Consider the following 21,612-nt stretch of genomic DNA (forward strand, 5'->3'; position numbering starts at 1 on the left):
TGAAGTTGTCACGGTTTTCCAAAAAATGAATAATCTGTCCTAGGGGGATCTATTCATTTCAAAGGAGGTGTGAAATGATGCCAAAGTATCGTAGAAAGCCCTTAGTTGTTGAGGCTGTAAAAATTACAAGTCCGATAACAATCCAAACAGCTGAAGGGAAAATGAGTGGAAATGCAGGGGATTATTTAATCACTCAATCCGATGGTGCTCAGTATCCAGTTAACGCAGAAACGTTTGAACAAACATATGAACCAGTAAAAACGTATACTGATGCGAAAAACGTGATGTATAGAGTGTTAAGAAAGTTAAAGAGAAAACTCATAACCGGGGAACAAAACTAAACAGAAATGAGGCTACACTATCTAGTCATCAACGTATGATGAAAGATATGTAGCCTCACTCCTGTTGTTATTGTTATTTTACAAGTGGCAATATTATTTTAAAGGTTGTTCCGACATTTTCTTCACTTTCAACCTCGAGGGTTCCTTTATGATCTTTAATAATTTTGAAACAAACCATAAGGCCAAGACCATTTCCTTGTTCTTTCGTCGAGTAAAAAGGTTCACCTAAATGTTGTAATTTCTCTTTTGGAATTCCAACCCCTTGATCCTCAAGCTCAATAATGACTTTTCCTGATACCTTTTTGACATTGATTTTAAGATCTCCACCTTTAGGCATCGCCTCTATCGCATTTTTGATTAGATTAAGGAAGACTTGTTTCAGTTGGTTTTCGTCACATTGAATGATTGCTTCGTCAACTTCGAATTGCTTTGAAATTGTCACGCGTTTGTATTTGGCTTCGGTCTGTAAGAAGTTCACACTATGATTAAGTGTAGAAATTACATTTTTGTTACTAAATTGTAAAACCTTTGGCTTTGCTAAAAGCATAAATTCACCAACAATAAAATCAATTCGCTGTATTTCATCTAATAGAATATCAAAATATTGTTGTTTTTCTTCTTCTGTTGTCTCATCTTTTAGAAATTCCGTATAACCTCTTAAAGATGTTAATGGATTTCGAATTTCGTGGGCAACCCCAGCCGCTAGTTCACCGATCAGGGCAAGCTTTTCAGACCTTAGTATCATTTCCTCTACTTTTTTGCGATCGGTTATATCCTTGCGGATGGCGACATATTGGTAAGGTTTGCCGTTATCATCTAAAATGGAACAATCGTCGTATCGACCCAATATTCTTTGCCATCTTTTGTAAGATTCTTTACTTCACCTTTCCAAATTTCGCCATTACCAATCTTCTTCCACATATCTTTAAAGAAACTTTTTGGATGATAGCTAGAGTTCAGAAGTCGATGGTCTTGCCCGAGCAATTCATCACGATTATATTTTGAGATTTCACAAAACGTGTCATTCACATAGGTGATAATCCCCTTTTTGTCTGTAATTGCTAAGATAGAAGAAGCATCTAAGGCAAATTTAATATCCGCCAATTCTTTATTTGTACTAGCTAATATTTTTAAAGTGTTTTTTAAATTTTCTTCCGTATTTTTTCGATCTGTAATATCTGTTCGAATGGAAATGTATTGATATGGTTTACCGGAGTCATCTAAAAATGGAACAATGGTAGTATGAACCCAATAAATTGTTCCATCCTTTGCTTTGTTTCTTATCTCCCCTGTCCAAACAGTCCCTTTGGAAATGGTTCGGTACATATTTGAAAAGAATTGCTTTGTATGATGGCCTGAATTAAGGATTCGGTGATTTTGTCCAATTAGCTCAGCCCGGCTAAATTTTGAAATGGTACAAAATTTATCATTCACATAAATAATTTTGCCAGTGTGATCCGTTACGGCAATAATTGTTGTTGCATCTAAAGCCAGCTTAATATCTGTGGCAAAATTATGAAGAGAATTATTTATATCCATCCGTTTACCTCACTTCCTATTAAATACACTATGTTAATTCTATTATGCAACAGAAAAAACAATATTTCTATAGTGTTTTCTTTAAAAAATAACGCTATTTTTGCTTTGTCTGTATAATTTATCACAATTTCAATAAAAAACTCTGTACATTTTATGTACAGAGTTTTCACACAATAGCTTTATTATGCTTGAATGTTCTTAAGATCCTCAATCGCTGCAGTTAGTTCGGTAGTATTAATAATAGAAATAATTCGATCCTCCAATAAGACTACGCCTTCTAAATATGTTTGGTTGCTTGAGCCTAGTAAATGAACTGGTTTAATAAGTGATGTGTCAAAATTGATAATTTCGTTGGTGCTTTCGACCATTAAGGCAATCGTCGTATGTTTCGTTTCAATTAGAATATAGCGAGTATTTTCATTGATATCGCTTGATTGACTAAAAAGTAATTTTTTGCAATCAATAATCGGCATGACTTGTTCACGAATATTAATAATTCCTACCATGTAATCAGGCATCTGTGGCGTCGGTGTAGTTTCAGATACCTTTTCAATGGAGATGATGTTTGAAATATCTATGCCATATGTTCCACTATCAATCGTAAATAAAACGAAGTTTGTATTCATGTATTCTTCAACCCTCTCTATGTATTAGTCATATTCTATCAAACTATTTTAGTTATAAGAATACCTTCGGTCGAAAAATTAAAAAACTCGCTAAGATTAATAATGAAAATGACAGTCACCAAATGAATTTATTTTCATGGGGTGACTATCATATAGGAGGCTACTGTTTATAGCTAGGAAAATCAATCTTATGAATATTTCCAGGTTCTTGCCTTTTCGTTAATTCCTCAAGAGCAACTTGTAACACTTTCATTTGGGTAGTTTTATCATTTGGTTTTCCCAAAGAGTGACCAAACTGAAACCCAATTGGATGAATAGCTCTTGGTGGTCTCATTAAACTCGATTGTTCGACATCAAGAGTGATGAGTGACGTTGGTATTCCTTGAGCTTCGATTCCACGCTGCACTGTAACTACAGTGCGATGACAAAGTGGTCAGCCAGCTGTTAATAATACGGCATCTGCTTTTGAACGAACAACCTCCTTGACGAGGGCTGGAATTGTTTCTTTATTAATTTTGTTTAAGCGCATCGAATAACCCATCATTGTTAAGTGCTTTTCAGCGACACCACCAAGGTCCCCATCTTCGACCATTTCCCTTAGTCGATCTATTGGGAAAACACAATTGATATCTTCTTTAGGATAGTCGGTATTATAATGGTCTTTTGGTGCGGAATGGGTAACTGTTAAGTCTTTTGGGTCTACATTTCCAGGAATAATTCGAAACGTTGCATCACCTTCAGCTGGGTCGGTGTTGTAAGGTTCTTGGTCCTTTAAATGTACTCCTGAAGTTGATACGATCATAATCGTTAACTCATGTAACGGCTTATCGTTAGGTGTATATGGTATGGCTTTTCGCGATAGTTCCATACACAACCTCCTTATTTACAATGTTTTATAACTTGCGTAACACATCAAAAATTTCTTCGTTATCTGGTTGCTCACCAATTGGATGGACATCAATAAACTGAACGATTCCTTCTTTATCAATGATCATTAGAGCGCGCTCAGAAGCCCCATATGCAGGCTCTTCTGGGTTTGTTCTGAGTACACCGTATTTCTCCGATACTTCCCCATGCGGATAAAAATCTGCGCACAACGGATAAGAAATCCCACCAATTGATTTTGCCCATGCATTGTGACTATGGACACTATCGACACTTATACCCAAGACCTGGGTATCAAACTCCTCAAAACGAGAAAGATCATCCTCGTATGAAGGCATTTGCGCGCCTCAGACTGGAGTCCAATCTAGAGGGTAAAAGACTAAAAATACATTTTTTGAGCCGCGAAATTCACTTAGCGAAACTTTGCGGTCACCGTGAGCTAATAACGTAAAGTCTGGTGCTTGGTCGCCGACTTTAAGTGTTTTTGTTTCAAGAGCTCCTTTAGGCATCAAAAACTCCCCTTTCGTATACTTTTTGTAACATCATATATTATCGCCACTTTCATTTTAATTAACCTCAGATTTAATGAAATTCTAAAATTATTATTTTGCTATTAAGGTAATTATGAAATTCATCTATTGTCAAAGATAAGCACAAAACACCCTTTTTTTGAGCATTGACGAGAAAAAAAGCATGGATGTTATCCATGCCGAGCAAATTATTCTGTTTTTCTAGCGTTTGTCATTTGTTGCCAAACAGACCCGGCAGCTTCCTCGCCGTTTTCGATGCGCTTGATTGCCATTTTTATTTGCAGGCTTACTTCAAATTCTGGGTCTTCCTCCGCTTCTTTTAGAGCGGATAAGGCACTTTCATCACCGACTTCATATAAAAACATAGCAGCCCGCCAACGAACAAGCTTGTTCTTATCCTTTAGGGCTTCCATTATCGCAGGAATTGCTTTGGAATTTCCAATGTCTGATAAACAATCACCCGCAGTTCTTCTGACTGTGACAGAGCGATCTTTTAGTCCTTCATATAAGTATGTGAGAACAGCTTCGTCTTCAATCATCCCTAAGTAAACAACCGCTTGACGGCGTATTGAAGTATTTTCATCGCGTAATGCTTTGACTAACAATGGAATATCTTCTTGTTTTGGGTCCATCTTATCAAGAGCAGCATAACGAACTTTCCAATCATCACTTTCAAATGCTTTTGCTACTTCGTCTGAAGAGATTTTTACCCGACTTGGCCGCTCGTCCGCTTTTTTAAATGCAGCTGCCACTAATTCGTCTAGACGAGTCTGATCATACGCTGCAGAAAGCTCCTCAACCACTTCTTCGGCAACAGCTTCGATATCACCGTAACGAACGCCATATTCTTTCCACTGGCGCTCTTTTACGAGGTTCTCTGCTGCCGATTGTGCTTTTAATATAGCTTCCTTGAAACGATCAGGTAAACCAAAACGTCTTTCCCCATCGCCCTCTTCAATTTTGATTTGGATCGGAATACCACGGAACATATGGACGAACACTTTTAGTTCGCCAAATGTTTCTTGAGGACCGTTTTGCTGAGGATCGACACCTTCAACAGTTTCACCAAATGCTTCACGCACTTGTGGTAATATCAGCTTCCAATCAACTTTCGGATGCCGTCCGACGGCGATAAAATTGGTCACTTGATAAACATCTGTAACGCCTTCTATATCTAGTAACATTTTTAAATGGTGTGGGGCATTTTCTTTTTCGGCCTTTTTAAAATTATAGGATTGGTTCTCTGGCAGGCTTGTATCTAGATTTATTTTCATAGAATTTGGACTCGGTGTAGGTTCAATAGAAACTAATTTCAAATCGGTCACTCCTTTTTCTTTATGCTTTAATGATCGTAACATATAAAAAAGGTAAGCTCCAATAACCTGCTTACAGACAAGAGCTTAGGGGGAAGAACCAGGAAATACTCATATTTTTGCAGACATTAAAAATGTGCCCAAACTGTTGTAGCAAATCCACAAAATGAAGCCTAAATCGTAAATCGAACAAAAAAGGAGACTAAACCTTTGCAGATTTAGTCTCTTTTTCTTATTGCCCTACTTTATTTATTAAAAATTGCAATACTTTCTTGTCGATCTTTCCCTTCTCTTGCTGACGTTCTTCAAAATTTTCAGTGAGAATAAATTGGTTTAACGCTTCAGCAAAGTCCTCAGTTTTACAGGCGTCGACTCTTAAATAGCCTAGTGTTTGTAAGGCTTTACTGATTTCTATCATTGTCTCTTCGTCAATATTAATTACATCTCCCTCTTTTGGTTTGCTAAAGTATAATTGTTGTAATTCATAAATTCGAATCAGTTCTTTTATTGGGTCAGGGTGATCATCTACGCGAAGGTCAATCGCTCGGTCATTATAACCGCCGTAACCACCCTCTTCTTTTACAATTAGAAGTGCTGCAGACTGTTTGCCGCGTGAATCTCCCCCAGCCTCTTGGGCAGCATCTAGTGCCGCTAACAGTCGCTCTGCAAGTGTTCCTGCTGTTCCTTTAAAGGTTTCTGCCATTGCTTTTACTGTTTCTTCACTAACTAAAATGTTTCCTTGAGCAGCAAAGTGCTCTTCAGCAATTCCTCCAGCCCAATCAAAACAATTATCACCTGTAAATGTCGCCGCATTTCCATTTGCGTCCACAATTCCAACTTGGCGTAGTGCTCGGTCTTCATCCTCATCAGTTAATAAATTAATTGTTTCTTGCGCAGTTTTGCCAGAGGCCATTAGCTCTAGCCCCTTTGGACCGTATGTAGTATTTGCATAGGATTGTGTTGCGACAGCTCCCACACCAGCTTTGGCCCAAGGAACTACAGCCCCAACACCTAAAAATTTCGACTGAACTGCTATCCCCAATTCTTTCGTGGTCGGATCGAAACCTACAATGGAGAAAGTGGCTACAAGATCTTTTTGTTTCATTGCAAATCACCTCTTCGTTTGATTTAGCTTTTCAATACCTGATTTACACACACCATACCCTAGCCAACTACAGTCTTTACATAAATAATCTAAGTCATCGGGTTTAACCATCTTTGCTGTCCACTTTAAAAGATCACTTTTTTGGTATGGTTTATCCTTTTCAAGCCTTAGATGTTCAATCACTTTTTGATCCATGGTTTTTACATGTTGATCAGACCCAACGCTTGCCACACAAATGGTTCCACCATTGTGAGGACATGCGGTACAGGCATCATCTAGTGTGGCAACAACACGAATTGGAAAGTCTATTTCATCGTTTCTAATGTCCTCAACAATTGACCCCATTTTTATGACGAATTCAGGGCTATACCCCATCCCTTGAAATCCATGAACACATAATAAATGGTGTCCTCTTAATGTTTTTTCCATAAGCACCTCTAAAGTACAATATATTTACTCTTTGTCAAACTAATAGTACTATTTCGATACTTTTGGTGTGAATTCCTGCGAACATGAAAAAAAGCTTGGACCAAAGTCCAAGCTCCATGCTGTTGAGGTTTTCTAAACAACCTGAGGAGAATCTATGATTAGGTCGCTTATGAGGTTGTACAAGGTGCTTTTGATAGTAGCTTTGAGACCTCATTTTCCAAGGTTGTTTTTTGCCATGTTTATCATTTCTTTTACCATACTTCCCCCAATTTGGCCGCCAACTTGACCTGCTTGTTTTGAGGTTAAGTTGCCGTTATTGCCTTTTTTTAGAGGAACATTTAACTCTTTAGCCACTTCATACTTAACGTCATCAGGCGAGGCAGGGTCAACCTCATAGCCAATGTTTGCCATCACATTAGCTTTGAATTGATTTACTCCATCTTGAGCTTCTGGAACAAGCAGTCTCCGTTTTCTTCTTGGCATAACTATTCAATTCCTTCAAAATCAGTATAAAATACTGGATTAATTAGTGAGGATGTTGTAAAATCAAGCTCTTCAATATCGTGACCGTTGGCATAATACTTAATTTCTTGTTCTATTTTGTTCAGATCATCTTCAATCAAATCAACGGCTTGGTTACTGCTTCTTAGTTCATCTGCTTGGTTTCGGAGCATTTTTCGAGTTTCTGTTAAGACATATAACCGTTCTAATTTCTCAAAGTAAGTCAAAGGTTGATGTTCCATGGTACCCTCCATGCATTTTATTTTTAGTTTGTACCATTGTTTTACACTTATTCGATGATGCGGTTTCCTTCAAATTGTTTTATTTGTTTTTCATTTTTAGGCATAAAAAAGAAGTGCACATCGCACTTCTAGATTAACTATAATAAATTGAGGAAATTCACACGAATACCTACTAAAATATGTAAAAAGATTACGCTAAGTAATGAGTGTTGGTATGCCTGCAGATAATTATTTTTTTAACTTTTCATAGGTTTCTCGATTGCAAATAATATAAAGAACTGCTTCTTCTGGAATGGTCTCGTTTAAGCGTCTATTAATATCTAACAGGTGCCTGTCCGCAATTAAGGTTGCTCCATTTTGTAATAAGGCTTGGAAGGCGTCGTTATATGTAGACCAATCTGCCTTTTTAGAAATCTTGTACAAATCCTCACCATGCTGCCGACTAATTAGCTGGGAAAATACTTGGCTTACCCCCTTATATAAAGCCGAGCGGACAGCTAAGTGGGAAATTGTTTCTTGGGATAAAATAAATTCGTCTACTTTTACATGGGAAAAGTTAGAGACATGCTTCTCGGTTGCCACTTCAACCGTTGAATGTATTTTTGGTGCCAACCGTTCTACTGTAATAGCCACTAACAACGTTTTAGCGTCTTTTAACGAAGGGTCATGAATGGTATCATCTGAAAATATGATCACCGATTTCGCTTTTGTTATGTTCGCCTTCTCAAAAGTCTCTGCTTCAGTTGGGTCGCCTTGAATATAATGAACACGATTATAGGCTAAATCGATGGGAGATTGTCGTAATTGATCAACAATCACAATCTCGGTGGTTGGTTCTGAGTCAAGGATTTCTTTGACTGCAATGTCTGTTTTTTTACTCCAGCCAACTATGATGATATGCTGATTTTTCATATAATTCATTCTTCCTTCCTCCCTTTTTCGTCGGAGAATCGTAAAAGAGTCGACAATTTTTCCGATGACCACACCCAATAGCCCGATGCCAATTAAATACATAAACACAGAAAAAAATTTCCCTGCCACCGTGACCGGTGAATAATCACCGTATCCAACAGTAGCAAAGGTAGTCATGACAAAATAAAAGGTAGTAAATATTGTTTCAAAATTTTCAGGTTCTAGTATGTACATGACAATTGTACAAAAGAATATAAAGATCAGTGTTGTCAGTAGTAAGGTTAGATTTTTCATTTTTATTAAAGTTAAACTAAGTCTCAGAAAAAAATGCATTGTTTCTATCCCCCATAACCCTAAATACATAAGTAAGACGGAGATAAGGTCTCTCCATCATGCTAACTAATTAAATCGTTGTGTATGGAACGAACATGGACAAATCCCCTGTAATCAAGCCGCCGACGCGAAAGAAAAGACCGCTCGGTTCTCCTCCGATTACGTGGGACCCGATTAGTAACTTTCCTGTATAAGGTCCATCCCAAGTATCAATCGTTTGGTCCGGCATCGGAAAGTATGGTTGATATACAGTCTTTTGATTTTGGTAGTATTCATTATCTTCCTCTAGAACGGTTCCATTGACAACCATTTGGATCCCGCCCCCTTCTCTTCCTAACACAGGTTTTCTGACATAGGAGTCTTGAAGTTGGTCTAAAGAATGGTAAGTCGGTAAGAAATACTTTTCAATTGCATTCTGCTCGCTCCTCGTAAACCATTCTTCTTTTTTGGACGTAATCAACGCTAGAATGGCTTTTGACTGCATGAGTAAGGCAGATGGAGGATTAATCACTTTTAAGGTATCTTCCATAATATGAACTAGAAATTGCTCTCCGATTGCCTCCCCTGTCCCGCTTTTTTCTTCTAAAAAATATTCTAGAGGGTAAAGCCGATATAAAAAATCTATTTTCTCTCCATCAGGAGTTTTCACACCACTTTTCTCAACAACAATATGCTCTAGCGGAACATACTTTGCTTTTTGTGGGTATAAACTCAGCAAATATTCAACAGTTTGTTTGTCTTCTGTATGCCAATCTGCACATGTGAAAAATAATGTATCGGTACTGCGAATGTAATAGTCTTTTATTACTTGATACCAAGCGTCCCTAATTCTCTTTCCTAGCTGCGAGTTTGGATTTTGGCTATGATGTTCTGCACATAGAACTTCCTGAGCTATCGAAGCTTCAACGATGCCCACTGGTGTGTCTGTATTTGCCTCAATGACTTTTAAGCCTTCTGCTGAAGCAATGAAATCATATCTTACAAAATAAGAAAATTTCGTTTTCGAAGGTTTTAAAAAAAGATCCCATAACATAACCGGAAAGCCTAATTGGTGTAAAGTTGAGGGATCTTTACAAATCCGCTCAAAGGCTTTCGTATAAATGTCATGAACAGCTCTAGACGCATTTTCAATTTCATAGGCCATGCCACGGGGAACCAGGAGTAATGAATCACTCATGTATTGATTGTCTTCATAATTTTCATAAAGGGTCGCCCAGGTAAATCCTTTGGCAGAAACCTTTTTCTCTACTGCCTCCCAATTTTTTAGGTAGCTCTGTTGCTGGAATGGTTCAGTTAAAGATTTGTATGGAAGCATCTAAAAACCCTCCTAAGTTAATTCACTGGATTGTCTAGTAATAAGGCTCTTTTCGTAAACATTGTGGCTTTTAGGTCGGCTTTTAAGAATAAATAAGCTTTTTGGGACAAATTTATTTGTCCCAATGGCTTATTTATTATCAAAAACAGCCCGTATTAATAACTAATACAAGCTGCGACAATTAGTCCTACCAAAATAGAAACGCCACCTAAGAAAAGTCCGACAGCTACATTCCCTTTTTCAACTTCTTTAGCTAAATTTGTGTTACGGGTAAATACGTATTCAATAACTAGGTGTAAAACGATTTGGACAATAATGGCGATAAACGCCCACAACGCTAAATCAATCAGATTAATTGAACTGCGAATCGCTGATTGGAGAACAACAACCAAGCCAGCCATTTTCCCTAATAATTTAAGAGATACCGCCACATTTCCGTTTTTAATTAACGATCGTTCAGAATATGGAGTAATTAATTTGAAGATAAAAGTACCGATCAAGAATAAGAGTAATGAAGCACCAAGGTAAATCAAAAAATGATCAAATGTTTGTAAGTAAAATGTTAAATTCATTTCGCTTCTCCTCTCACTCCACAAGGGAGGAAATATGATAAGTTATCAGTAATTTTTGCGCCGGCACGAAAGCCAAAGGCACTTGCTTTTTCGTTCACGATAAAACTTCCAATGAGAAGATGTGCCTCTTTCTCACCATGTTCTGTTTTTATTGTTGTTACTGGTAATTCGATATATTTTTGAAAGACTTTTACATAATGATCGTACGACTTCTCTTGTTCGGTATAAAGGGTTTTTCCATTCTGTTTTACTTCGACAGTATTTCCTTCGCGGCCAAAGGCTGGCTTTGAAACGTATTTTTCGCCTGTTGTAACAAAAGGATCTTCATCTAAATAGGTTGGTAAAAAATATTGATGAATGATCTTTTGTTCTTCTTGTGTAAAAAAAGAATGGCGCTGTTCATACATGCCCCATATTAAGGCCATAATAGCCTTACTTTGCATGAGAAAGGCCGAAACAGGATTTAACATTCCTACTTTCTTCTCTTCTACAAGCTTCATAAATTCAATTCCGATCGGGAAATGATTGTCTGAGACATCTTCAAGCAGTGCTTCCATTGGATATGTATGACGATATACAATATCGACCTTATTTCCTTCTAGATCGTAAACTCCCTTATTTTCCCCTTCAGTAATTAGTTGTATCTCCTGTAAAGGGATAAAATGAGCTCCTTTAATTTTTGCAAGATCCATTAAATACATCATCGTTTCTCGATCTTCAATGTCGTCTTCATGAGCAGTGAAAATAACATAAGGATGTCTTTGTAATTCTAAATCATTTGCACAATGAAAAACACTATTTCGAATCGCTTTTCCCAGCACAACATCTTCACCACTATTTGGATTTTGAATTCCAAAGTGCTCACAAACTAAACCATTCACCTCAAATAATTCGCGAATGAAAGTTGGAGTATCAGAATTAAACTCAATGATTTTTGGTCCATCCTGTAACATCACAAAATCAAAGCGGCCAATGACTGTTTCATACGGCAAATGTACATTTCTTAAAAATGAAAGTGCCTTTTCCGGAAAACCAAGATCAAGGAGTGTTTCATTTGAGGCACCTCTGATTAAGTGACTTATTTTTTTATAAATTCGATAAGTATCAGTCGTGGCTCGCTTAATTTGATCAAGTTCATCCGATGTTAACTCTAAACAATCAAACAATGCATATTCCATCCCGTATAAACGATCCCAGAAATTTGGGATTTTACTATAAAATTTGTTACGCAGCACCCTATCCACCAAAAATACCACCAGTACCCATTCCGGAGCGTGGGTTATTCACTGTTCCTGGTTGTTTGTATTTGTTCTTGGTTGCGTGACTTGATTGCCAGGGGAGGTGGTTGGATTCGTTGCTCTTGTATTTGGCCTCCATCTGCCGATGATCGTCCGGCGATAAACGCTGCCATTGTCGGAAACCACATACCGCCAAAATAATAGTGACCATACCTTTGTGAACTTTCTTGGAAACACTGGTACCCTTCTGCTTCTTCATCCCACTTCCAGGTGTCACAATCAGCCTCTTCTGGTGATGGTAATGCAGGTGCCTCGCTTATCTCAGGGTTACCAGTACGATAATCTGGAATGGCCGTTAGTTCATGTCGATTAACACCGCAACCAGTAACCGTCACAAGTGCGAGTGATGTACCAACAATCCCCTTTAACAATTTATCTGTTTTTGGTTTTCTCATCATTACACCTCCAGTTCATTTACGAAACGTATTATTCTAAGTTTCAAGTTCTTAACGTTTTAACACATATTATCATCCGTTATTTTCGCACTAAAGTTCTCTATTCAGTAGCACAAAAACGATTCGCAACCACCTTGATTGAGGTAATTATCAAATTCACTCAATTGTAGCATGAAAATCGTGGAAAAATAAAATCTACTTATAACCTATATGTTGGTCTAAAATATTTTGCTCTATTAAGGGAAAATTAAAAGTAAGTCTTATCGTAAAGGTGGAAATGAAATGGATATAAATGAAATTCGCGATCAAATAACCATTAGAGACGATGAAGGAACAATGAAGGACTATAGTGTTGAAGCATTATTTGATATGGCCGATGATTCTTATGCTCTTTTGTCTTCGGACGAAGAGGTGATCTTAATGCGAATTGAAGATCATGATGATGGACAAACACTTGTTGGAATTACCAACCAAGAAGAAAAAGCATCAATTTTATCCGCTTATGCCCTTGCTGTAGAAGCTTCACGAGACCCAAATATAATATCAGATTAAGAATGTTTGTAGAAAGGATCTACCTTTGGAGGTTGATCCTTTTTATTTACATTTGCGGTAGTTGAGAAATTAATACATACGTTTACGGTAAATCCAAACGTTAGATATTGGCTTTTTATTTAAATTTTATAAAGGATTGATTATTTGAGCTTGCCACATAATACACTTGTTCCAAAAAACAATCTACTGTCTGGAGGTCATCGTTTATGAATATGTCTACACAAGGTTTTCAAGAAATTAACGAATGTCGTCAGTATGCACAGCAATTAATCCAGCAAACCCAACAAGGAAGTCAACAATACCAGCAAATGTTACAACAAGAGCAACAAAACGTTCAAATGTTAGAACAAATGATCCAACGGGAGCGTCAAGCGGTTCAATATATCCAACATTCACTTCAGGGGCATGAACAAGCAATTCGTCAATGCCAACAAATCATCCAAACATGTAACCACTTAGAAAATGAACTTAGAAGTCAAACTTCAAGCATGGTGAATTACGGGCAAACTTCAGCTATAACGTATCAGCCTATCCAACAACAACACCATCAACAAATGACCAATCAGACAAGTATGCAGCATCCTCCATCTCCATACCAATCAAGTCATTATTCACAACAGCATCAATAAAAAGATAAAGCTGTCTCAACTTAGAGACAGCTTTACCTTGATACATATATGCTGTCAGTAACCCAATATCGCCAAGGGTAATCACGGGCTTCACCGCTATTTTCAATCCCAATTCTTGGACCGCTCGAGATTTGTAAAGGTGGTTTTCCTTCAGCGATATAAAGTGGCGGTTCGGTTAAAGGGTGGCCGTAATCATTATTGGTAATTCCTAATGCTTTTGTTAACTTACCAGGACCATTTGTTAAGTCGCGTTGTTTCGTGATCTTATCTCGTCTTTTATACATAAGGTCTACTCCATCATGTGGTTCGAGTGCGCGAATTAGTACAGCTTCTGGGTGATCAACTTCGCCACTTACGACATTTACTAAGCAATGGGTGTGCATTACATATGTATAGGTCATCCCTGCTGGACCAAACATAATTTCAGTCCGAGGGGTGCGGCGATTACCAAAGCTATGTGCAGCTCTGTCGTCTGGACCAATATAGGCTTCTGTTTCGACGATCCAGCCTGAGGTTACTCCTTCCACCGTTTCGTTGACAAGTAACTTTCCAAGTAACGATTGAGCTAACTTAAGGGTTGGTTGTTGATAGAATGGATTGCCTAATGGTTTGTATTTCAAGCTTGGCTCACCTCAAGAAAATAACAGTTTTCCTCTTCATCTAATCTTTGCCATGTCTAGGATTGATATACATGTTACTTAAGTAACAGACGAAACGAAAATAGCCTTATCAATAAATAACATGCTGATGTAATGATAAATGTGAGAAAACCGGGCGATAACGATTCAGGCAAAATAAAATAAAACATCATTCCAATTCCAATACAAATAAAGCCACTGGTATTATACTGATAACTCTCATTTCCCAATCTTTCAAAATCAACTTCTGTAAGCACACGTCTTTTGATAAAAAGAAAATCACTGACAATAACAGCTGATAAAGGAATAATAAAGGCCCCTAACAAAGAGATGAACAATTTTGCATCATTTACTAATGTGGGAAATGCACTCAAAGAAATGGCTGCAAGCCCAAAGATGAGCGCACTTTTTACGCGGCCTAATCGGGGGATACTATTTAACAAACTATAACCCCCTGTGTAGGCATTGCTTAAATTAATAGAAATCATTGAAGCTATGGTAGCCACAAAAATGATGCTGATAAACAGTGTTGAATCTGTGAGCTGTGAAGATATAACATATGGGTTCCAGCTACCTGCTAGTGCGGCAGTATAAGCTCCTAAAACCGCTGTTATCGTAAAACCTATTACATTACCAAAATATAAGCCGGTAAACGCTTGTTTAGGTGTCTTACCATAACGAGCCATATCTGAAGCAGAGCTGACACCTGATACATACTGAACAAAGGCAAGACTTGCAAAGAAAACGACCGTTCCAATTTGATTTGAGCCTTCTTTTGTCAATACATCCTTAAAAGTCATTCCGGCTTCAGTGGAGGTTATAAAGATAAAGAGCATTACTATACCACCAAGAAATAGTATTGGTAAGAAGTATTTCGTTATCTTTTTTACAGCGTCAAAACCTATCAATGCAAGGATTGCCATAATGGTAGCCATAACTAATGCTATCGGGATAAATGGTACTTGGTAGCCGAAAAATCGTTCAATTAATTCTTTTAAAAGGTAGGTTCCACCGATTGTCTGAACACTAAACCAATATAAAGAGGTTAGCGTCCGAATAGGAGAGGCAACATAACGAGCCCCCTTTATGCCCATTATAGAACGGATAGCATATTGAGCGGGGATTCCGTATTTTGCCCCTGGTAATGCTAAAAAGGATACAAATAAAAAAGCAAAGGCCGCTCCAATGACGGTAGATAAAACAGCATAAGAAAATGATAGCCCTCCTTCTAAAACAGCTAAGGCTGGGACCAAAAAGTTTCCTGCATTGACAGAGATAGCGATTTGAATCATCGAGTATTCCATCGCTGTCGTTGTCCTTAACTCTAACGGCACGGCTTCTAAGCCAAACCGTTCGACAACTGTTCTTTTTTCAATCGTTTTTACCGCTTCTCCCATGACTATCCCCCTATTGAGTTAGCAATTGAATAAATTTCATTTGGATGATGTGCAAAGAAATCAGGCTGTTCTATATTTGTTACTTCAATGGAATCAAAGCCCCAACTGACCCAAGCAATTTTAATCCCAGCCCGTTTACAAGCCAATATATCTCGTAACTCATCACCCACATACAGTACCTCGGAAGCTTTTAACCTATGATTCTTTAAAAATTTCTTAATTACTTTATCTTTGCCAAAAATAGAAGCAGCAAGAATTTCATTTATATTTTCAACTTGATTATTATGAAGTGCCTGTTTAATATTTTCTTCTGTATTTGAAGAAATAACAGCCAGTTTATAGTCTTCTTTTTCTAGTGTAGTTAATAACTCCTTTATTCCTGGAAACAGTTCTAATTGCTTAGTTCCGTCTTTATATAGCAACAAAAAGTCAATTAATGCAAAAGGGATTTTATACAATGGGAAGTTCATTGCTTTGCAACGCTCAGCAATTGAGTACTTCCTTAAATGCTCGATATCAGTTTCGCTTAGTTTATTAATCTGATATTTTTCAGCTAGTTGATTAATAACTTGTATGGATAGGTCTTTAGAATCAACTAATGTTCCATCAAAATCAAAAATAATATATTTTAGCATACTGTCACTCCGCTCCTAAATTAATTCTCCAAACCTCTTGAAGTGCAAACAAAAAGATCTCATCTAATTGTTTCGTACTCTTCTCATTCTTTCCGTCGAGGTTATTGGCTATGTGAGAAAAACGGCTTAACTCCGTTTCTATGTATGTATTTAAAACAAGATAATTTGGTGTTCCTTTTTGCCCTTTTTTGAGTTTAACCAATTCGATGATCGCCTTTTCAGCTGAGCACCCCTTGGCTAACTTCTGAAACTCATTTGGTGGAAATGCGTCATATCGTTCAATCCATGAGCATGCGAGTATTGGACGGATTGTGTTTAGATAGAGCTTTACTGATGGTTTCTTTAACACATCTTGATAATTTCGCTGTGCCATATGTAAATAATGATATATACACGTTTTAGCAGAAAACATAGAAGGAATTGTTTCGATGATATTCTGAATTATTTGATCATTTTTTTGATAGATTATGCTTGAATGTAACCATTCTAAAAGGGTTGGATTTGACTTTTTTAATAAAAATAAAGCCTTTTGTAAATCCCATCCATGAAGATCGAGCGAATCATTGATCGGTAAGGAAATGACATCATTTTTTTATCAATTGATAAGTACCACTTAATTGGCCGAATGTAAAGAAATCGAACATCATAGTCACTATTCTCGGTATCAAGTCCAGTCGATCTACTACCGGCTTCACAAGCGAAAATAATTTTCACATTATGAGTGTTTTCAACTAGTTGAAGCTGTTGGTTAATCATAAAATCGCCACCAGTATAGGGAAAAGTAAAGACAGTGCGACTAATCTCACTGCCTTGTAGTGGAAATGCTTGTTAGGTTATTTCCACTTTTCTTATTATACGCTCTTAGAATAATAATTCATATACTTCGCTTAACTCATGAGCGCGTTTTTGATCCTGTTCTTTCTTGGCGTAGGTTATTTCATTTTTTAATACAAGATCAAGCACGGCCATATCAGCTTCATTTAAATCATTGACAAATTCACCCTCGTTTTCATAACCGTTTTCTTTAAGCTTGTTATAAATTCTTTGGCAGCTTGGGTATTTTTCTGTATAGTTCGATAATGATTCCCGTAAATAGCCTAATGTTGCATCCATCAAGATAACCTCCTAAATATTATGTTTTTCGCAATATGTATCAACAATGCCCTCTATTTGACTGAGGTCAGGAAATTCTCCAGAGAAATTGAAGATGATCTCTTCAATAAACTCACCATTTTTTGAAACATGAATTGCGCCTGCTTGATTTATGACACTAAATTCTGGTTCAAACCGATACCCATTGCGATCAATCGCCCCCACGAAAACCACTCCTTTGTTTTTCTGAAAGTCTTGCCACTTTTATTATGACTCACTAATGGAAAATTTATTGTTCAGACACAGAATAAAACATTTTTTAAGCGTTAATGTGCATATTAAAACTGTAAGACTGAAAAAAGGGGGATTAGTATGGAACCTATTCATAGGGAAGCTATTTTAAATGAAATGAACCAATCACTTCCGAAATTACTGGAAAAATATGATCTTGAAGATGTTGGTATTTTCCAAGAAGAAGGAGAAGGAAATCGCTATTACTTAGGATATACAGTTAGGAAGAATGGTGAAGTGTACATGATCCATCAAGCATTTAGGAAAAATGAATCCGGTAATTTAGCTTCAGATGAACAAAACTGGGTCATTGAGAGTGATGACGGAGATTCAAGAGGATATGAAAGTCTTGATGCAGTTTTTTCACATTTAGATGGCCAATTTAATCAATAAGAAAAGCGATATAGGTAAACAAACGTTAAATTCTTCACGATTACTATCTACCTAAAAGCAGCAAAGGTTACTACAACAGCATCATTAAAAAAGGCTACCAAATGGCAGCCTTTTAAAATTTTATTTAGTGCGATTGTTTTTTTAATTAATAACCATAGCCTACGTAAGAAGATCCGATGATTACTAAAAGAATAAACAATACTACAATTAACGCGAATCCTGCAACCATGTGATCTACTCCTTTATCTACGTTTAATCGAAAACATCTTCGTGGTTACTATACTCATAATAGTTAAAGTGTATAGGCAAATCACGGTTTAGGAAGTATGTCATGGATGCCTAGTTAATCCTATCTATACCCGAATGGCGGTCTTCCAAAGTGTCCGCCATGATGCCCATGATGCCCATGATGCCCATGATGCCCATGATGTCCATGGTGTCCATGGTGTCCATGGTGTCCGTGGTGCCAATGATGCCCATGGTGTCCATGATGTCCATGATGTCCGTGGTGTCCATGATGCCATCCATGATGCGGACCGAATCCTGTTCCATATGGTGCCCCAAATCCGCCTCCTAACGCCCCACCTACGACGAATGGCAGAGTGGCCGCGCCTAAAAACGGTAATAGTCTTTCATCATTTTGATCATATTGAGAAAATTGATTTATTTGTTCTGGATAGTAGTTATACATTGAGTAGCCTCCTTGAGTTTGGTTTCCATTTATACTATGTATTTGTCTATTTATGGAGCATGTACCCAGCGCCTACTTTTCCAAAGATCTCAAAGAGCATAAGTGTAGATAAAAAACTCTATTTCCAGTATAATTATATTAGATAAGATGAAAGGTAGTGTTACCTATGGATATCTTTACATTCCCTGACAAGGCAGCAGGTGGCTTTGGTTATGCATATTTAGCAATGGCAGTTCTCTTTATTGTGGCAAAAATAACCTTGTCTAAATTAAAAAAAGCCGATAAAAAAGCAAAAGAAGAAGTTGCTCGTATTGAAATGGAAATGAAACATGAAAATCTAAACCAAAACTAGAAGAACGTCTTAATAGTGGCTGTGAAAATAGTCATAATATAACCCGCCAGTTTAGAGCTGGCGGGTTAGTGTTTTTAGAAGCCGATATTCGATAGCATTTAATTGTTACATTATTCTTTGTTCGTCGATAGGTCTTACTTCTACACTAAAGTCGTACTGTAGCTTTTAAACTAAACTGAAACGGAAATTTCCCCTTAAAGAATGGATATTGATAAACCCCTCTCTCAACCTCTTCCATACCCCCGTTGTTCCAGCATAAGGTATCAAATTCATGAAAAAAGTCAATCGCTAAACCTGCTTTAGCTAATGAATTAATAATGTCACTCATCGTATACATCCAAAAATAATTCTCGCCTTCTTTTGGCTCAGAGGCATAACCGCCGATGATCGTACTTACATCAGGAGTCTTATTGAAATATGGATACTTAATTGAAACTTGATTTTCTTTCAGCTTTTCCTCGTCCATTGTCATAAAGTAAGGATGGCTGTCATTGATGTAAAAGAAACCATCGTCCTTTAGGAGATGTTTAATCGTTGCACCCCACTTATCCAAGTCTGGTAGCCAGCCAATAACACCTTCAGAGGTGAACACAATATCGTATCTTTCACCGTGCTTCTCTGCTAGTTCCATAATGTCGGATTCTATGAACCTGACGGTAGAAACTCCAAATTCTTCTGCTAGTTTTCGGGCATATTCTATATTTTCTGGAACTAGATCAACACCAGTCACAGTTGCCCCCAATCTAGCAAGCGAAATGGTATCAGCACCGGTATTACATTGTAGATGGATAATTGATTTACCTTGAATGTCTCCTAGTTCCGTTGTAATAATGTTGTTTAAAAGTGATTTTTCTTGACTAAGGAGCTTTCTGAAATTATGATAATGATCTTCTGATAACAATCCCCAAGCTTTTTTATTAGCCTCTATCTCTTTCATTTTAGTTCCCCCTCTATTTAGTAAATACACAAAAAATTTTTATTGATGTCGGATAAGTCAAATCAGTAGCTGTTATTTGCTTTTAGGCATGTGCAATAAGCGGAAACTTGAAGTACTCAGGAAACTTGACGCTAGCCGTTCTAACTAGAAAAAGATCATCCGTTGTAAGGATGCGTGTGCCTTTTGAGTGTAAATCTTTAAAATCTGGCGTGTAGTAAAAAACAACCTCTGTTGTCTCGTTAGTAGAAATATAGGTAAGAAGATCATGTAACAAAATCTGTTGATCACTAAATACACCGTAAATATGCAATTTCTTAGCTTTCCTTTGATAGATAACTACTGCGTCGAGTTCTTCTATGTAATAAACGCTATTTCCAAATCCATAGATACTGTAAAATCCGAGGACATGCTCCCCCTTTTCGATATCAAAGTTATGTGATGAATTTTTCTTTGCATAATAGTCGAAAATCATTTGTTTATCGCCTTCAAAGCTTAGTTTTTGTGACTTGTAAGTATGGTCAGTTGACTGAACTGAGATTGAAAACGTTGACTCATGTACTTGGTGGAACCCATATTTTTTATAGAAATTGTTGTGAACATCTTCATCAGCAAATAAGAAAAACAGATCGTTTTCTTGTTCATGTTCAGCAATTACTTTGTTCATTAAGCTACCTGCAAGACCTTGTTTTTGATAGTCAGGGTGGGTCATAACCGTTCCAATTTGAATGGCGTGTTTTTTTACGCCTTCAATGACCATTTGCATTTTACTAATGGACACATTCGCAACAATTTTGTCATTATCTAAATAGGAATAGCATATATAGCGGTCATTCCAAAAACCTTGTTGATACCATGGCTCGAAGTCAATCTGAAATGTACTTTTCGCTAGTTCATTAAAACTTGCCCTATATTGCTCGTGGTGTTTATAGTCTTTTATAAAAGTAAATGAATTCAACGAAATTCCCCCTATCTTTTATCTAGCCTGAAATTGCTGAGCAAATTGGGATATTGCTTCATGATTTAAGGTAGAAACATCCTCAGCATCGCCCTTCATCTTTTTAATGATTGCTTTTTCTAAAAAATTCATTTTTCCAAATAGAAACTCTCCACCAAATAATCCGTTTGCTACGGATTGGTTGCGTAAATCTTCGCTGAACGCTTGTTCAAATTGAGCTTGAGCTTGCTCGCCCTCGTACATACAACAAAGGAATAAGCCGACTTTCTTTTTCAATAGTTGTTGTTCGCTATGCTTAATAAACTTTGTCACTTTTCGTTGGATCGTTCCAACGTGAATTGAGCCACCTAAAATCACTGCATCAAATTCAGTAATGTCTGGTAACCTTGTATTATTTAAATCTACCAAAGAAACATGACCACTTAGTTCTTTACAAAGAAGGGTTGCAGCTTTTACTGTAGTTCCATGAGAAGAAGCGTAAATTATGACGGTTTTATTCATCTCATTTTTTTCTCCTTTTTGTTAAGTCCTTTTGCTTTCACGAAATAAAAAAACCGCAGCCAAAAGATCGCTCTGTTTTGGGCTACGGGCTTGTGTGTTATTAGAGCTGTGTAATTAAAACGTATCACCCAAAAAAATGGATGTCAATAGTTTCCTTTGAAAGGGCTAGCATCTCATGATAGCCCTCTTCTTCTTTAGAGTAAGATGTTTCTT

At 37.2% G+C, this 21,612-nt stretch carries 30 protein-coding genes and 2 pseudogenes; 5 read left to right on the top strand and 27 right to left on the bottom strand.

Annotated elements, in window-relative coordinates; all coding sequences use genetic code 11:
• Window positions 1-74: 74 nt before the first annotated feature.
• Window positions 75-341, top strand: coding sequence for a PGDYG domain-containing protein (locus tag H1D32_RS10370; protein ID WP_261178204.1), 267 nt, complete (start codon window positions 75-77; stop codon window positions 339-341).
• Between the two features lie 73 nt (window positions 342-414).
• Here the strand turns inward: H1D32_RS10370 and H1D32_RS10375 are convergent, their stop codons facing one another.
• The 16 genes and pseudogenes from H1D32_RS10375 to H1D32_RS10450 all read right to left on the bottom strand — a co-directional run bounded on the left by H1D32_RS10375 (window position 415) and on the right by H1D32_RS10450 (window position 12,339).
• Entirely contained in the window at window positions 415-1,086 is a 672-nt protein-coding gene (locus H1D32_RS10375) for an ATP-binding protein (RefSeq protein WP_483861130.1), read from the bottom strand.
• A gap of 3 nt (window positions 1,087-1,089) precedes the next feature.
• Window positions 1,090-1,880 (bottom strand): annotated as a pseudogene (locus tag H1D32_RS10380) (PAS domain-containing protein); the annotation flags it as partial.
• 182 nt (window positions 1,881-2,062) lie between these two features.
• Window positions 2,063-2,506, bottom strand: a complete 444-nt coding sequence (locus H1D32_RS10385; protein ID WP_261178207.1) for a chemotaxis protein CheW — start codon at window positions 2,504-2,506, stop codon at window positions 2,063-2,065.
• 160 nt (window positions 2,507-2,666) lie between these two features.
• Window positions 2,667-2,912, bottom strand: a complete 246-nt coding sequence (locus H1D32_RS10390) for a hypothetical protein (RefSeq protein ID WP_261178208.1) — start codon at window positions 2,910-2,912, stop codon at window positions 2,667-2,669.
• A gap of 27 nt (window positions 2,913-2,939) precedes the next feature.
• Window positions 2,940-3,374, bottom strand: a complete 435-nt coding sequence (locus tag H1D32_RS10395) for a glycine/sarcosine/betaine reductase selenoprotein B family protein (protein WP_261178210.1) — start codon at window positions 3,372-3,374, stop codon at window positions 2,940-2,942.
• A 25-nt stretch (window positions 3,375-3,399) separates the two neighbouring features.
• Entirely contained in the window at window positions 3,400-3,900 is a 501-nt protein-coding gene (locus H1D32_RS10400; RefSeq protein WP_261178212.1) for a redoxin domain-containing protein, read from the bottom strand.
• 209 nt (window positions 3,901-4,109) lie between these two features.
• Window positions 4,110-5,237 (bottom strand): conserved virulence factor C family protein, encoded by a 1,128-nt coding sequence (locus tag H1D32_RS10405; RefSeq protein ID WP_261178213.1) that lies wholly within the window; start codon window positions 5,235-5,237, stop codon window positions 4,110-4,112.
• A 229-nt stretch (window positions 5,238-5,466) separates the two neighbouring features.
• Window positions 5,467-6,339 (bottom strand): DUF1028 domain-containing protein, encoded by an 873-nt coding sequence (locus tag H1D32_RS10410; protein ID WP_261178214.1) that lies wholly within the window; start codon window positions 6,337-6,339, stop codon window positions 5,467-5,469.
• Window positions 6,340-6,345: 6 nt separating this feature from the next.
• Window positions 6,346-6,768: a DUF1284 domain-containing protein gene (locus H1D32_RS10415; RefSeq protein ID WP_261178215.1), complete on the bottom strand. Its 423-nt coding sequence runs from the start codon at window positions 6,766-6,768 to the stop codon at window positions 6,346-6,348.
• A 210-nt stretch (window positions 6,769-6,978) separates the two neighbouring features.
• On the bottom strand, window positions 6,979-7,251 hold the full coding sequence (locus H1D32_RS10420; protein ID WP_261178216.1) for an alpha/beta-type small acid-soluble spore protein: 273 nt from the start codon (window positions 7,249-7,251) through the stop codon (window positions 6,979-6,981).
• Between the two features lie 2 nt (window positions 7,252-7,253).
• Window positions 7,254-7,511: a hypothetical protein gene (locus tag H1D32_RS10425; RefSeq protein ID WP_261178217.1), complete on the bottom strand. Its 258-nt coding sequence runs from the start codon at window positions 7,509-7,511 to the stop codon at window positions 7,254-7,256.
• Between the two features lie 228 nt (window positions 7,512-7,739).
• A complete protein-coding gene (locus H1D32_RS10430; protein ID WP_261178218.1) occupies window positions 7,740-8,756 on the bottom strand; it encodes a potassium channel family protein in 1,017 nt (338 codons plus the stop codon).
• A 70-nt stretch (window positions 8,757-8,826) separates the two neighbouring features.
• The gene (locus H1D32_RS10435) at window positions 8,827-10,071 is read right to left on the bottom strand and encodes a glutathionylspermidine synthase family protein (RefSeq protein ID WP_261178219.1); all 1,245 of its coding nucleotides are present in this window, start codon (window positions 10,069-10,071) and stop codon (window positions 8,827-8,829) included.
• A gap of 155 nt (window positions 10,072-10,226) precedes the next feature.
• On the bottom strand, window positions 10,227-10,643 hold the full coding sequence (locus tag H1D32_RS10440) for a DUF350 domain-containing protein (protein WP_261178220.1): 417 nt from the start codon (window positions 10,641-10,643) through the stop codon (window positions 10,227-10,229).
• Window positions 10,640-11,887 (bottom strand): glutathionylspermidine synthase family protein, encoded by a 1,248-nt coding sequence (locus H1D32_RS10445; protein WP_261178221.1) that lies wholly within the window; start codon window positions 11,885-11,887, stop codon window positions 10,640-10,642. Before H1D32_RS10445 ends, H1D32_RS10440 begins: the two co-directional genes overlap by 4 nt.
• Before the next feature lie 35 nt (window positions 11,888-11,922).
• Complete coding sequence (locus tag H1D32_RS10450; protein ID WP_261178222.1) at window positions 11,923-12,339, bottom strand: hypothetical protein; 417 nt, start codon at window positions 12,337-12,339, stop codon at window positions 11,923-11,925.
• A 279-nt stretch (window positions 12,340-12,618) separates the two neighbouring features.
• Between H1D32_RS10450 and H1D32_RS10455 the strand changes: the two genes are divergently transcribed.
• Both H1D32_RS10455 and H1D32_RS10460 read left to right on the top strand, forming a co-directional pair.
• Window positions 12,619-12,888 (top strand): DUF1292 domain-containing protein, encoded by a 270-nt coding sequence (locus H1D32_RS10455; protein WP_261178223.1) that lies wholly within the window; start codon window positions 12,619-12,621, stop codon window positions 12,886-12,888.
• Between the two features lie 206 nt (window positions 12,889-13,094).
• Window positions 13,095-13,517 carry a hypothetical protein gene (locus H1D32_RS10460; protein ID WP_261178224.1) on the top strand — a complete coding sequence of 141 codons (423 nt, stop codon included), beginning with the start codon at window positions 13,095-13,097 and terminating at the stop codon, window positions 13,515-13,517.
• A 32-nt stretch (window positions 13,518-13,549) separates the two neighbouring features.
• On the opposite strand, the gene H1D32_RS10465 is transcribed toward H1D32_RS10460, so the two are convergent.
• The 6 genes and pseudogenes from H1D32_RS10465 to H1D32_RS10495 all read right to left on the bottom strand — a co-directional run bounded on the left by H1D32_RS10465 (window position 13,550) and on the right by H1D32_RS10495 (window position 17,504).
• The gene (locus tag H1D32_RS10465) at window positions 13,550-14,137 is read right to left on the bottom strand and encodes a DNA-3-methyladenine glycosylase (RefSeq protein WP_261178225.1); all 588 of its coding nucleotides are present in this window, start codon (window positions 14,135-14,137) and stop codon (window positions 13,550-13,552) included.
• A gap of 74 nt (window positions 14,138-14,211) precedes the next feature.
• Entirely contained in the window at window positions 14,212-15,552 is a 1,341-nt protein-coding gene (locus H1D32_RS10470) for a purine-cytosine permease family protein (protein WP_261178226.1), read from the bottom strand.
• Window positions 15,553-15,554: 2 nt separating this feature from the next.
• Window positions 15,555-16,187 (bottom strand): HAD-IA family hydrolase, encoded by a 633-nt coding sequence (locus H1D32_RS10475; RefSeq protein WP_261178227.1) that lies wholly within the window; start codon window positions 16,185-16,187, stop codon window positions 15,555-15,557.
• Between the two features lie 4 nt (window positions 16,188-16,191).
• Window positions 16,192-16,943 (bottom strand): annotated as a pseudogene (locus tag H1D32_RS10480) (nucleotidyltransferase domain-containing protein).
• A 105-nt stretch (window positions 16,944-17,048) separates the two neighbouring features.
• Window positions 17,049-17,300, bottom strand: coding sequence for a sigma-G-dependent sporulation-specific acid-soluble spore protein CsgA (locus H1D32_RS10490; protein WP_261178229.1), 252 nt, complete (start codon window positions 17,298-17,300; stop codon window positions 17,049-17,051).
• A gap of 12 nt (window positions 17,301-17,312) precedes the next feature.
• On the bottom strand, window positions 17,313-17,504 hold the full coding sequence (locus H1D32_RS10495; RefSeq protein WP_261178231.1) for a YbxH family protein: 192 nt from the start codon (window positions 17,502-17,504) through the stop codon (window positions 17,313-17,315).
• Window positions 17,505-17,651: 147 nt separating this feature from the next.
• On the opposite strand from H1D32_RS10495, the gene H1D32_RS10500 reads away from it, so the two are divergent.
• Complete coding sequence (locus H1D32_RS10500; protein ID WP_261178232.1) at window positions 17,652-17,963, top strand: DUF5634 family protein; 312 nt, start codon at window positions 17,652-17,654, stop codon at window positions 17,961-17,963.
• Between the two features lie 145 nt (window positions 17,964-18,108).
• Here the strand turns inward: H1D32_RS10500 and H1D32_RS10505 are convergent, their stop codons facing one another.
• Window positions 18,109-18,192 carry a YjcZ family sporulation protein gene (locus tag H1D32_RS10505; protein ID WP_261178263.1) on the bottom strand — a complete coding sequence of 28 codons (84 nt, stop codon included), beginning with the start codon at window positions 18,190-18,192 and terminating at the stop codon, window positions 18,109-18,111.
• A 120-nt stretch (window positions 18,193-18,312) separates the two neighbouring features.
• Entirely contained in the window at window positions 18,313-18,654 is a 342-nt protein-coding gene (locus tag H1D32_RS10510) for a hypothetical protein (RefSeq protein WP_261178233.1), read from the bottom strand.
• 166 nt (window positions 18,655-18,820) lie between these two features.
• Here H1D32_RS10510 and H1D32_RS10515 point away from each other — a divergent pair, with 166 nt between their 5' ends.
• Complete coding sequence (locus H1D32_RS10515; RefSeq protein ID WP_261178234.1) at window positions 18,821-19,006, top strand: hypothetical protein; 186 nt, start codon at window positions 18,821-18,823, stop codon at window positions 19,004-19,006.
• A gap of 145 nt (window positions 19,007-19,151) precedes the next feature.
• On the opposite strand, the gene H1D32_RS10520 is transcribed toward H1D32_RS10515, so the two are convergent.
• From H1D32_RS10520 to H1D32_RS10530, 3 genes are all read right to left on the bottom strand, one after another.
• Entirely contained in the window at window positions 19,152-19,943 is a 792-nt protein-coding gene (locus H1D32_RS10520) for a class I SAM-dependent methyltransferase (RefSeq protein ID WP_261178235.1), read from the bottom strand.
• Window positions 19,944-20,025: 82 nt separating this feature from the next.
• A complete protein-coding gene (locus H1D32_RS10525; protein WP_261178236.1) occupies window positions 20,026-20,898 on the bottom strand; it encodes a GNAT family N-acetyltransferase in 873 nt (290 codons plus the stop codon).
• 18 nt (window positions 20,899-20,916) lie between these two features.
• Entirely contained in the window at window positions 20,917-21,399 is a 483-nt protein-coding gene (locus tag H1D32_RS10530) for a flavodoxin domain-containing protein (RefSeq protein ID WP_261178237.1), read from the bottom strand.
• Window positions 21,400-21,612: the final 213 nt, after the last annotated feature.

Origin of the sequence: Anaerobacillus sp. CMMVII (genome assembly GCF_025377685.1) — a bacterium.
Taxonomy (GTDB): domain Bacteria; phylum Bacillota; class Bacilli; order Bacillales; family Anaerobacillaceae; genus Anaerobacillus.